The 12,631-nt window shown below is 43.4% G+C and carries 12 protein-coding genes and 1 pseudogene; 10 read left to right on the forward strand and 3 right to left on the reverse strand.

The window, feature by feature from the left end; all coding sequences use genetic code 11:
- Window positions 1-2: 2 nt before the first annotated feature.
- Window positions 3-578, reverse strand: coding sequence for a TetR/AcrR family transcriptional regulator (locus tag F608_RS0102470; RefSeq protein ID WP_022664028.1), 576 nt, complete (start codon window positions 576-578; stop codon window positions 3-5).
- A 335-nt stretch (window positions 579-913) separates the two neighbouring features.
- Here F608_RS0102470 and F608_RS0102475 point away from each other — a divergent pair, with 335 nt between their 5' ends.
- Together F608_RS0102475 and F608_RS0102480 are read left to right on the forward strand one after the other, a co-directional pair.
- Window positions 914-1,231, forward strand: a complete 318-nt coding sequence (locus F608_RS0102475; RefSeq protein WP_022664030.1) for a VOC family protein — start codon at window positions 914-916, stop codon at window positions 1,229-1,231.
- Between the two features lie 151 nt (window positions 1,232-1,382).
- On the forward strand, window positions 1,383-2,219 hold the full coding sequence (locus F608_RS0102480; RefSeq protein WP_022664031.1) for a hypothetical protein: 837 nt from the start codon (window positions 1,383-1,385) through the stop codon (window positions 2,217-2,219).
- 107 nt (window positions 2,220-2,326) lie between these two features.
- Here F608_RS0102480 and ltrA read toward each other — a convergent pair whose 3' ends face one another.
- Window positions 2,327-3,637, reverse strand: coding sequence for a group II intron reverse transcriptase/maturase (gene ltrA, locus F608_RS0102485; RefSeq protein WP_244154230.1), 1,311 nt, complete (start codon window positions 3,635-3,637; stop codon window positions 2,327-2,329).
- Window positions 3,638-4,370: 733 nt separating this feature from the next.
- Here ltrA and F608_RS36785 point away from each other — a divergent pair.
- The 8 genes and pseudogenes from F608_RS36785 (at window position 4,371) to F608_RS36795 (ending at window position 11,375) form a co-directional block, all read left to right on the forward strand.
- Window positions 4,371-5,360, forward strand: a complete 990-nt coding sequence (locus F608_RS36785; RefSeq protein ID WP_244154231.1) for a transposase — start codon at window positions 4,371-4,373, stop codon at window positions 5,358-5,360.
- A 126-nt stretch (window positions 5,361-5,486) separates the two neighbouring features.
- On the forward strand, window positions 5,487-5,915 hold the full coding sequence (locus F608_RS37300; RefSeq protein WP_244154270.1) for a transposase: 429 nt from the start codon (window positions 5,487-5,489) through the stop codon (window positions 5,913-5,915).
- A 227-nt stretch (window positions 5,916-6,142) separates the two neighbouring features.
- A complete protein-coding gene (locus F608_RS0102495) occupies window positions 6,143-6,730 on the forward strand; it encodes a hypothetical protein (protein ID WP_022664033.1) in 588 nt (195 codons plus the stop codon).
- A gap of 154 nt (window positions 6,731-6,884) precedes the next feature.
- Complete coding sequence (locus tag F608_RS0102500; protein ID WP_027362394.1) at window positions 6,885-7,241, forward strand: hypothetical protein; 357 nt, start codon at window positions 6,885-6,887, stop codon at window positions 7,239-7,241.
- A gap of 117 nt (window positions 7,242-7,358) precedes the next feature.
- Complete coding sequence (locus F608_RS0102505) at window positions 7,359-8,273, forward strand: MBL fold metallo-hydrolase (protein WP_022664035.1); 915 nt, start codon at window positions 7,359-7,361, stop codon at window positions 8,271-8,273.
- 232 nt (window positions 8,274-8,505) lie between these two features.
- Window positions 8,506-10,005, forward strand: coding sequence for a hypothetical protein (locus F608_RS0102510; RefSeq protein WP_022663626.1), 1,500 nt, complete (start codon window positions 8,506-8,508; stop codon window positions 10,003-10,005).
- A 363-nt stretch (window positions 10,006-10,368) separates the two neighbouring features.
- Window positions 10,369-11,183, forward strand: a pseudogene (locus F608_RS34100) (IS110 family RNA-guided transposase); the annotation flags it as partial.
- A gap of 45 nt (window positions 11,184-11,228) precedes the next feature.
- Complete coding sequence (locus tag F608_RS36795; protein ID WP_244154286.1) at window positions 11,229-11,375, forward strand: hypothetical protein; 147 nt, start codon at window positions 11,229-11,231, stop codon at window positions 11,373-11,375.
- A 248-nt stretch (window positions 11,376-11,623) separates the two neighbouring features.
- On the opposite strand, the gene F608_RS30455 is transcribed toward F608_RS36795, so the two are convergent.
- Window positions 11,624-11,974: a transposase gene (locus F608_RS30455; RefSeq protein ID WP_022664036.1), complete on the reverse strand. Its 351-nt coding sequence runs from the start codon at window positions 11,972-11,974 to the stop codon at window positions 11,624-11,626.
- Window positions 11,975-12,631 lie beyond the last annotated feature (657 nt).

Genomic DNA, 12,631 nt, shown 5'->3' on the forward strand with positions numbered 1-12,631 from the left:
GGTTAGGGATTTCTCAGTGCATTGAGGGTGAAGTCCAGAACCTGGGTTGTCAGGTCTTCCTGATCCATGGTCTTGCCTGCGTTAATCACCGCACTCCGGATGATGCCCGGGATGATACAGGCGGTGAGTTCAGGATTGGGGGCATAAAAGTCTTTGTTTTCAATGCCCTGGACAATGATCTCTTCAAGGAGGGCCTTTAGTTCCCTGCGTTTCTCTTGCCATTTTTCAAGCAGCTCTCCGTCTTCTGTACCCAGCCGGTGCAGGACCTCATACAGGTAGGGAGTGCCATAGGCAACCCCCAGGATTTCCCCAATGGCATGGGCCAGATTTTTCCTGGGTGAATACCGGTCAAGACAAATGGTTTGCCTGATGCGGTCCACCAGTCGCTCAAACCCGATGTAGAGCATGGAAAGATAGAGGTCATCTTTGCTTTTAAAATAGGTATATAAGGTCCCTTTGCCCACAGCAGCAAGGGTTGCCACGTCGCTGAGTGTTACCTTGTGAAAGGGTTGGGATGCAAATAGTTCTGCTGCTGCACGGATAATTGCCAATCGTTTTTCATCTTTTTGGACTTGCATGATACCTCCTGTCAATACCGACCGGTCGGTTTTGAGAAAAAAAATACAGACAATGGATTGGTTTGTCAATGGGAAAATAATGGAGGAGATTGGGCCAGCCCCTTACCAGATCAGATCGGAGCAATCATTTTAATACGGATAAACATCAATTTTTAATAAGGCTTTACACGATTCAGTGATCCTGATATGCCATTGAATATATAAAGGAATTAGCAAGATCTGGATATCCTTCATATCTGCATATTATCCAGTTAGCTATTTGGTCTTGTAAGTTATCCAGGTCTACACATCATCTTGTTGGGCGGTAAAAATATTTGAAGAGAATAAGATATAGAATGAAATATAATCATATAGGTATACCGACAAAAGAACGCTTTGAAGGAGAAATTGATCTTCCAAAGTTAAAAATGACGGTCAGTGACCATAAAAATAACGATTTTGGAATTCAGTGGCAAAGATATTGGGAAAATGCTCCTTATCCTGATTTGGTGAAAACAGTGCCTCACATTGCATTTGAAGTTGATGATTTAGATAAAGCACTAAAAGATCAAAAAGTAATCATTAGTCCAAATAGTCCAAGCAAAGGATTAATAGTTGCTTTCATTGAGGTTAACGGGGCACCAGTAGAATTAATGTGCTATGAAAAACTGTGATGGTTGCGTAAATGTGCCCAACAAAAGTTTACACCGGACCGCATATCGCCGCTGCAGGACACAAGTTATCTGGTCTTGGCAAATTCATCGTTAGTCGAGCATCGGTGTAGCGGCCGGTGAAACTGGCGTTATGTGAACAGAGGAGATACAATTGATAAATACAATGATTGTGATCGTTGGTTTAGGGTTGACCTGTGTCGGTGCTCTCCTTTCTTGGTATCAAAAGAATAGCATAGGCATCTGGGCTACCTATGCTTTCGGTTTTCTTCTTGTCCTTACAAGTGGGCCGATTAGCTCAGGTTTACAAGGATTTTCCCTGTCTGGTGAAGGGCTTGAAGTAAGATTAACAGAAATATCAAGTAGCACGTCTGAGCTTGAGGGGATAAGTACAAAAGCCGTGCAATCAATATCCTCTCTCTCTATTTCCAACACCACTGAACCGGATCAAAAGGCAAAAGTAAACAACGCTTATACGAAAGACATTGTAGAAAAACTTATTCCTTTCATTAGCTCATTGGGGTACACGCCAACTCAAATTGTTGGTTCACCAAACATACGGCCAGGTTCAGTTGTGACTTTGTCCAATGGAGGACTCTCATTGTGGGCTACTCCAGAAGAGGCCTTTCCAAGCCTTACTTCACAAACATCATCAGTCGCTTTGCCTACATTCGAATTTGGTTACCCTCTACCGGAGATAGACTCATATTACAAATTTATTTTTCAGTGCAATGAAGGGGCTACAAGTGAAGAAGCCTCGATATCTGGATTAACCAACCACTGGAATAAATCGCTTTCCCCCAAGATGAATATTTCAGAACCTTCATACGTAGTTCAATCAGTTCTTCTGTGCAGCGGTTTAAGCATGGCTTCTTCCCGAAGGGGCAGTGGCGCCACTTCAGACGAACGTCAAGACTTCGATTTTAGAACTAAAGATAAGGTTGTTATCGGTTATAAGCTTGCTAAAATAAATCTCAGTGGTGGTGATTAAAAATATATAAACACATAATCGGGATAGGACTCCCCATTACTGAGGAGCCCTCCCACACCACCCGGCATACGGATCTCGTACCAGGGCGGTTCGGCTGATCAGGAAAGTCAGTTTCCGGGCAGATACAATCCTTGCGCCACAAAGAACTTTTCCGGCATGGCAATGGCGACCCACTTGACCTTGCTCATGCGCCAGTATTTCTTGCGGGCATTGCCGCAAAGCATGGCATCTGCGTGAGCTATTCCAAGTTTTTCCAGGTTGCGTACCCGGGTTTTCGCATTTTTCCAGTGTTTCCAGACAAGGCTCCGCAATCTCCTCATTACCCAAATCTTAAGCCCTTTGAGGAAGGCATTGGCTTCTGAAAGCCGGAAGTAATTCCACCATCCCCGGAAGAGCATGTTCAGATCCCGGATAACCTGCCAAAGATTCTTGCCCCGACTGCGACAAGTCAATTCCCTGACCTTGTCTTTGAGGCGTTTCATACTTTTGGCATGGATACGGATCTTGGACTGTCCACACATTTGGAAATATGTAAACCCGAGAAATTTACGCAGCCATGGACGGCTGACAGCACTTTTATCCTGGTTTACCTTGAGCCTGAGCTTCACTGTCAAAAATCTGGTGATACTCTGCTCAACCCGCACAGCTGCTTTCAGGCTTTTGCAATAGATCCTGAAATCATCGGCATACCGGACATGTCTGTGTCCTCTTTTCTCCAGTTCCTTATCCAGCTCATCCAGAACGATGTTGGACAGCAGAGGAGAAAGCGGGCCTCCCTGGGGAGTCCCTTCTTCCGCGGAAATCACTACCCCTTCGAGCATAACGCCGGATTTCAAATATTGGCGTATCAGTTTCAAGGCATGTTTATCCTCCATCCTTGAGGCGAGCCTGCTCATCAGGCGGTCGTGATTTACCCGGTCGAAGAACTTGGACAAGTCCATATCGACAACATAGGTGTATCCTTCCACCATGTATCTTTTACCCTGTATCAAGGCATCGTGGGCGGATCTGCCGGGCCTGAACCCATAGCTGAATTCAGAAAAGACAGGTTCCCAGATCTGTTCCAGGATTTGGGATACGGCTTGCTGGATACACCGGTCAAGCACTGTCGGGATGCCTAATAGGCGTACGCCGCCATCCGGTTTGGGAATCTCTTTCCTCCTTGCCGGAAGTGGCTGGTACATGCCTTTAAGCAGGGCCTGCTTGATCTTCGGCCAGTGCTTTTCCAGGTATTTCCCCAGTTGATCGGTTCTCATACCGTCAACACCGGGGGCTCCTTTATTGGCACACACCCGTTTCCAGGCCAGTGTCATGTTGCTGCGTTCAAGGATCATCTCCATTAACCGGTCATTTCTTCCCAGACGTTCGGCAATCTGTGACGCTGGGAACAGTTCCATCTGCTGTGGCTGTCTGTTCACAAGTACACACCTCCTAATTGTCGTTATCATTTACCCGGGCCATTTGGGCCGGGCACCGTTCAGGCCTTCACCGGAGTGAGTCCTCCCCGTTTTTTAAGGGGCTCGTTTCCACCGGCTACTATGCCTTCTGCTGACTTCTCCCATGCGGTCAGAACCGGTTGCCCGATTCTCAGCCTTTGCGGCACATGGGAGATCTCCCGGGGTAAACACATGTCTTTCGGTACGTGAATGCCGGGTTTACGGACACGCCTTAAGATGGATAGAGGACTTTACCTTGTTGTGCAGGCTCGTCCCGGCGTGTGCGCCTTATGCCCGATTCCTGTTCGTCATCCCGTACCTTTGCGGTACCCTGCCGCAGCAGGGCGGCTTCCTCCCGAAGCACCGTCACCGGGGCCCCGTTGCCATGCCGCTACACCCTTCGCCTCCATCTGGCTGGATCTAAGACTTGCCAAACGCACTAAAATTATTTACGTTTGACTCACTTTTAAGAACATGTGCCGTGCCCGGCACACACCCAGCGCTCCACCGGACCGCAAGGGGCGGCCTTTTTCAAAGTCTGTAACAACTTTGGAGAAGGGTGCTTTCAACCAGCCTCACTGCAAACCCTTGCGACCGGTGAGCTTCATTGTTGAAGCTGTAGAAAAAGGTTGAAAACACTGGAGATTCTTATCGTTTTGTGCTAGATTTTTCTTTAAAACAAATAGAAAAACCGCAGACCAGACAAGAGTAAAAAATGGCCAAATATAAAGACTATTCATACGATCAAGGTGTTTTCCTTCCGGTCTATTTTGACAGACAGATCCTTCCGGGCACATTCCAATATACCCTCAGTCATTTGATTGACAATGAACTGGATTTGAGTGTTTTCGACAAACGGTATAAAAACGATGATACCGGGGCTCCTGCCTATGATCCCAGGATCCTTTTAAAAATAATTCTTTATGCTTATTCAAGGGGGATCACATCCAGCCGGAAAATCTCCCAATGCTGCGAAGAAAACATTATCTTCATGGCCCTGTCCGCTCATACAAGACCTCATTTCACGACCATCGCTGATTTTGTTTCCAGCCAGGATGAAGAGGCTGTCGCTCTGTTTCAAGAAATCATCCTTATCTGCGATGAGATGAACCTGATCGGCAGGGAAATGTTTGCTGTGGACGGCTGTAAGCTGCCTTCCAATGCCTCAAAGGAATGGAGCGGCACCAAGGCCGATTTTAAGAAAAAAGCCCTTAAATTTGAAAAAGCCATAGAACATATCATTGAAAAGCACCGGCAAATCGATGACATTGAAGAGAAAAACAATATCATTGAGTCCGATGCAAAGTATATGGCAACGCTTCAAAAGCAGATTAAAAAGATCCGTGAATGGGTAAACGACAATGATGATAAACCGGGTGCCGGCGGCAAACCCATAAAGTCCAACATCACTGATAACGATTCTGCCAAAATGAAATCATCGAAAGGTTATATCCAGGGATATAACGGCCTGGCCATGGTGGACAGCAAACATCAAGTGATTGTGGGTGCCGAAGCCTATGGAAAAGGGCCAGAACAGGATTTGTTGAAACCGATGATTGAATCCACAAAGGGCAATCTGGAAGATAGTGTTTTTGAAAAGACCCTTTTGACAGCAGACAGCGGATTTCACACCAAGGACAATATGGATATGCTGGCTAAAGAAGGGATTGACGCCTATGTGGCCGATAACCGGTTCCGCAAATGAGATCCCCGGTTTAAAGATAATGACCGCTACAAAGAAAGGCATCGTAAAGAGATCGCAGGAAAACGGAAAAAATCCCAATTGTATTCAAAAGAAGACTTCTATTTTGATCCTGATTTTAAATTTTGCATGTGTCCGGCCGGAAAGCGGCTTTACCGAAGTGGCAGAGGTTTCGATACCCAGGGCAATTTTGTAACGCGATTCAAGGCGCCTAAATCCGCTTGCGGCCCTTGTAAGCTCAGATCAAAATGCCTTCGTCATCCAGACAGATCTCCCAAGAGATCGGTGGCATATTTTCATAGCGGGACAAAGAACAAAGATGCCCCGGACACAGCCACGGAAAGGATGAAACAAAAAATCGACTCCGCCTTGGGTCGGATGATTTATTCCAAGCGGCTCGGGACAGTAGAACCGGTGTTTGGCCATATTCGGCATACGATAAAGTTGGACAGGTTCACTTTGAGAGGGAAAATCAAGGTTAATTGTCAATGGCTGCTGTTCTGCGCTTTGCATAATTTGAAAAAGATACATCGGTATGGTTCGATCCCAGCCACATAAAGGAAGGGCATGGGGGAACAGATCTCTCTTTATCAGAGGCTGATATTGCGGTCTTAAGAGACAGTTACAATAGCGTAATCGATTTTAACGACAGAATTAACATAGAATAATAAAAAACAAGAGGCTGAGAATAATTCCATAGCGGCAAATGACTACCGCCTAAAAATGACTTATTCTACAGACTCGTTCTGTGTCAAAGTAGTTTAACTCAATATAGAGGAGATAAAATGAAAAAAATCCTGATTTTATTATTTGTCTTTTTGCTTACATCATGTGTGCATGAAAAAACCTCAAATTTCGTTGATCCCTCCGAAAGAATTAATGATGTAGTCGGTGTCTCTGTGCTTCCACCACAGGAAGAAGGGTGGCAGATCGCAAGTAAAAATAAAACACAATTAGTTCTGGCAAAATACGGCCCGACAGAAAATTCCAGCTACATTGCGAACATCACCATTTTCAAACTACCTAAATTTGAAACTGAGCAGCAATTCACTCAATATATTTCAGAAGGCAAAAAAGCCCAACAACCAGAGGAAAGGTTTAGGGTTATTCAGGATGAGAAGGAGAATATTAAAGGTGGCGCAAACTATATAATGAAGTATCATACTATCGCGGAGGACAAGGTTGCTACTGCAAAATATGGTAACAAAACCATGATATTGGAAGTACTCGGCTATACTGGTCAACACCCTCAAAATCATGCTATCGGTATTGAACTCGGTTATTCTTATAGATATCAACTCGGAAATGAAGATATAAATTTTAAAGAAAAAGCTAATACTTTCTTAGATTCAATTATAATAACAGATTTATAAACACTGTGCGGTTGGCATTCGAGACACAGAACCATTCATTGCAGCGGACAGCTTGGGGCGGCCTTCGGCCAACATACCCCAAGTCCCCTCCCTGCGGTCAGCTGCCCCTGAATTCAACCGTTATGTGTCAGAAATTAATTAAGCGAATAAATTCATGACTATTTTAAAAAAATCGGTTCCAATTCTGATTCTTATTTGCTTTTTAGGTTGCACTGACCTCTCTTGGCATGGCGCAGAACCTGGTTCAATTATGGTGGAACTTCCCAATCAAGCAGGTACGTTTACTGCAAAAATAATAGCTTCAGAAAAACCAGGAACATATACTTTTAAAATTCTTGATTTAAAGACTAAGGATGTTTTAGCAACAGAAACTATATCTGCCCCGGTAGGGTACCATGAGCACATTGCAACCTTAATCTGGGAAGACAATCAAAATGTCACTGCTGAAATTGATCACGATTTTGGCGAGTCAAAGAAAATTTTCAAACTGAAAGTAAAAACAGACACATAACCCGTCGTTGCAGCGGACTGCTGGGGCGGAGCCCCAGTTCCCTCCCTACGGTCGGCGGCCCCTGAACTCCAACGTTATAAGGCTTACCATTGACAACAATTAAAAAGGAGATTGGCAATGAACAAACCTTTAGCAATCACATTGATTTTGATAATATCAATTTTGATTTTTTCCAATCCAGCATTTGCAGCAAAGAAATTATCAAATATTTCTGACAAAATATTTGCATATACAGACACCCAGAATGCTTCTCCGTCAAATAGTTTCGGAGCCAACGCTGGAATAATCGTAGGTCAGGAAGGCGTTGTTGTCGTTGACACGCTGGCTACCGCAAAAGAAGCACAGGAAATGATCCATGACATCAGAAAAATAACAAATAAGCCTATCCGCTATGTTGTCAACACGCACACCCATTTCGACCATTGTTTCGGAAACAGCGAATTTGCCAAGGAAGGTGCAATTATTATTTCGCACAAAAACGGCAAAGCAAACTTAATTAAATGGGGAGATAAGCTGATCGGGATTGTGAAAAATATGGGTATGACAGACGAACTTCTTGAAGGAACAACAATCTCATATCCATCTGTTACCTTCAATGACAGAATTCAGATTGACCTAGGAAACATAATTGTAGATCTTATCTATATTGCCCCAAACCATTCAACCGATAATATCATGGTATATATCCAAAAAGAAAAGGTTCTATTCACTGGAGATATTCTCTTCACCAATTTTCATGCGTATATTGGCAATGCTGATCTTGATGGTTGGAAAAAGAACCTGGATTATATCATTAAATTAGATGTGGATAAAATTATTCCCGGTCATGGACCGCTTTCCGGCAAACAAGACATTTCTGATATGAGGGATTATCTGATAGCTTTTGACAAACATGCAAGGGAACTCTGCTCTTCATCGGATGATCTTGAGGCTATAGTCACTCAAATGGAAAAGGCTCTGCCACGGAAAGCCCAAGGTAACTGGATGATTCGTTCAAGTATTCAACAAAAGTATCTAAAATCGAATAAATGATTTTTCTCAACTATTTTTTTTACCCAAGATCTTATAGCCTTGCAAATGAAAATTCGGGGACATAATACCGTTTTATAAAAATAGTATCCTGTTTAAATAAGGGTGTTGAAATCGATGACGCAATTTTAACGTTATCCGACAAATTTTCAGTATGTTAGTAATTGAAAAAGCCTCTGTTTAGTTGTATCTTTCAAGCGCCTAAACAAAAAGGAAACAACACCACAGAGGCTTTATGCATACAAAAAATATCAGGCGAATCATCACAAAGCAATTGAAAAAGAGTTTTCCGAACTGGAAAAAGATGACAAGGAAGTCCAAAAAAGAGCTGACAAAGCAAATCATGATGGAAGTTTTGGATAATTATGATTATTCTCAAACCTTGGACATCCCCATCGAAGAACTCATAGGAGTTGAAGATCAGGCCCCCTCAGCAGAGATTCGTAGCCTTCCTGAGATGGCGTCCTACATTGAAAATTTTCATTCCGACAACCTGTTTCATTTTGACACCCTGAAAAAGCCATACCCTGAAATTGTAGACCCGGAATTGCAGTTTGTTGACCAACTTATAGACAACCAGATTATCAACAGCTTGATTGCGCCTGACGGATATTCCGCTGTGCACAGGGATATTCAACCCTACCAGTTATTTCGGATGGAGCTTTTAAAAATAATCAAATACCCTGAAATCAGTTACAGGAAATTTTGCAGCGATGAATATTTTGGCAGGGAACGAAAGCAAAACAGGCGTTTTGTGAGACTGCCTTTAAATACCAAACACCAGGCAGATCATACTGAATTGTGTCACTTCCGGCGTGGCCTGAATTTCAAACAATTGATGAATGTCCTGGTATATTTCCTCCATCATTTTTATAAATCAGGCTGTCTGGAGAGTGCCGTTATCCATGGTGTTGATTCCAGTGAACTGCCGTCTGAAATCAATTACCCCCTTTGCACAATTCAGGTCAAAGGCAAAAAAATACGAATGTATTCCGATCCGGACTGTGATTGTGGAAAACGCCGGAATAAAAGGGATAAATCGTATTACGTCATTGGCTACCGGCTTCACACCCTAACAGCCATCAACCCATCGACAGGCCATAGTTTTCCATTGGTATCCCTAATCGGGGCGGCAAATCATCATGACAGCCTGTTTTTAAAACCGTTGATCAAGCTTGCTCAAACATTGGGTATTGATATCAAATTGATAACCGCCGACCAGGCTTATCACGATAGTGATGGTTCGGTTCTCAACGAAACCGGTGTCTATGTCGTCACCCCTGCATCGGAGAAAGCCAAACTTCCTGACAACGTTTTGGAATCGCCATTAAGGGTTGCCTGTAATGATTCTTGTGAGATTCCAATGCAGTTTTTGGGATCGACACCGGAAGGCCACGAATTTGGATGTGATGCCGTTCCGGGTGAGTGTGCGTTTGAATCAAATTGTTCAAAATCAAGGATCGTTGATTTTGACAGCGGCTATTTTCAACCAATGCCGATTTTTCATAGCGGATCTCAAGACGCAATCGAGATCCGGAAAAACTGTGAAAGGCCCTTTAATCTGATGAAAAAAAGAGAAGGCCTCGAACAAACACGGGTAAGAAGCCAGCATGGTGTGATTGTCCGATCAACTCTGACGACTATCGTAACATTGTTGATTGAAATGGCCGGAACAAGGCATAAACCAATGAAAAAAGAAGATGGGCAAAAGGAGTTGTTTGCTGCCACAGGATGAATTGAACGTTCAATGCGGGATTTTTTCTGAGCCGATTGATCGGTCGCTATTGGTATATCTGAATACAACAAAGGCCGCCGTCTGAAATAGATTTTATGCGGTAAAAAACAAAACCAGATATTGCTACGGTAAAAGCCGGACAATCTGACATTGGAAAAAAGAATTACAAACGCGTGGGGCACCTATAACGAAACAGAAATTTGAACGGTTTCAACACCCTTTAAATGCATAAGATATTGTAAAATATAGACAATGAAACCTCCCTGCGGCATGATGGCTTTTATATATGCTGCTGGAATAACAGAGTCATCCAGAATCAATTACCACAAGGAGGTTTCAATGGAGAGTATGCACTACATCGGAATGGATATCCATAAAAAAATAATTGCTTTTTGCATCAAAACCTTCAACGGCATAGTAATAAAACAAGGGAAATTGCCGGCAACCCGCAAAGCCCTTAGCAATTGGCTGGAGGATCTGCCCCAGCCGTGGACTGCCGCAATGGAGGCGACATTATTCACTGCTTGGATATACGATTTTCTAAAACCGTATGCTCAATCCATCAAGGTAGCGCATCCTGAAATGTTGAAAGCCATCACAGCTGCTAAGAAAAAGAATGATGTATCAGACGCTGAAAAGATTACCGATCTGCTCAGGGTGGATATGTTGCCGGAATGCTATATGATGCCGCAAGAGCTTCGAGATCTTCGAAGAATACTACGCTATCGAAACCATATCGTCCGGACGGCAACAAAAGAAAAAAACAAAATTTCAGGTTTGTTGATGGAGGTTGGCGCCCAGTATAATAAAAAGCGGCTACATGGGGAAAAATATTTTTCTGAATTTTTAGACACCGTGGAACATGTACCTGATTCAGTAATCAATATGCTCGAATTAAGCCGTTCGAACCTCGAAATATTTACAGATATCCAAAAAAGGCTGGTACACTCTATCAAGGGAGACCCATTAATACGAGGCCGTGTAGAACGCCTATTATCAATTAGAGGTGTGGGTGAAGTTACTGCGTTGACCTGGGTTCTTGAAGTAGGTGAGCCTGAGCGGTTTCATTCAATTCGCCAGGCATCAGCTATTGCGGACTTTGTGCCGCCCAAAAAGAATCCGCCGGCAAAGAGTACCGCGGTCCAATTTCTAAAAAGAGGAACAAACACATTCAAACGATATTAATTGAGGCCGCCAAACTGGCCCCTATTTGGAACCCCCAATTGGCTGAAGTTCACCAAAAGGAGCTGGCCAGAGGCAACAAGAATAGAGCGACTCTGGCCGTTGCCAGAAAGTTGGTTGCCTACATGCTTGCCGTGGATAAAAGTGGGCAGGCATTCCAGATCAAGGAGTCAGAAATGGCAGCATAATTGATCAGGAAAAAAGCGTTCGTATGTATGGTTCTTCCTGCCGTTTCATGCAGTCTGGGGACTGAGTGATTGGTTTAAAACCATGATACTCCAGTAACGTGTTTCATGGCCGGCAGGTTACCCAAATTTAAACTTCTGCGATGGTCATCAGATCATAGGTGACTTGATGCTGCAAATGGATGTCTGGTCAAAAGAACCTATTCTTTTTGACACGAAATAGATCAAGACCCAATACATGACGAGTGTGTTCAGTGGTTTAGGATAGCAGGTTTACCGCCAAGAATGGATGGCTTTGGGTTGGGCAGGGGAGTTTTATTTTTTACTTGACAATACTTATCATGGATGTCCCCAGATTTTCCCTGGAGTTGGCCGACCTTTTGATAAAGACGGCCCCGCTCAATCTCGGTTTCTTTGATCTGTATTGCCTGACTGTTGCCAAATGCCAATGGAAAGGCTTCGATTGCTTCCTTTTTCCACCGATTTACAAGACTCGTATAAATACCGAATTCCAAGGCAATTTCATTAACAGTCTGATTCCCTTTTATAGCTGCCAACGCGACCTCGCTTTTTAATTCTTTGCTGTAATTTTTCCGTTTCAAAATGAATCCTTTCTGGCTTCTGGACTGCTATGTTTTATGGACCTTGAACTGTCAAACCGCCATATACTTTCAGACAGAACCGCCCTTTCCAATGGCCGTAAAGATGTAACCTCCCTGTATTATATGTGACACCCTGGCTACCATTTATGAATAAATTGCTACCGCTTATGAATAAGCACTGGTGAACCATAGTTCCCAAGCAGTACAAAGGCGGTCGAAAACCCAAATGCACCAAAACCAAAAACTACCATTCCAAAATAGAGGATAAAAGTGAAGTATTTATTTCCCCGTAGGTTATCTGGTATCTGTCTGTTCATTTTTTTGTTTTTTTTCGGATTTATCTGCTCAGTATCCCTGGCAGCCCCGGGTAAAATATATGATGATGTCTCCGTATTTGAAACCAATTCCGATGAAATCACAGAGTTTGTTTTTTGGACAAGCAGCAGTGGATATGACGCCAATCTCGGTATTGTCATTGATGATCTCAACGGGTATGATCCCGACCGTTTTTTTTTAAACACTGGAAATATCAATATTATTGATCTTAATTACAACAACGACCCTTTGACAGCAGAGAAAGACGTTTCAGGGATTCTAAATTATAATGAAGATGTTGTAATGGAAAACAGGGGCGATATCTTAATTCATCTCAATGGG

Source organism: Desulfospira joergensenii DSM 10085 (genome assembly GCF_000420085.1).
Lineage (GTDB): Bacteria > Desulfobacterota > Desulfobacteria > Desulfobacterales > Desulfobacteraceae > Desulfospira > Desulfospira joergensenii.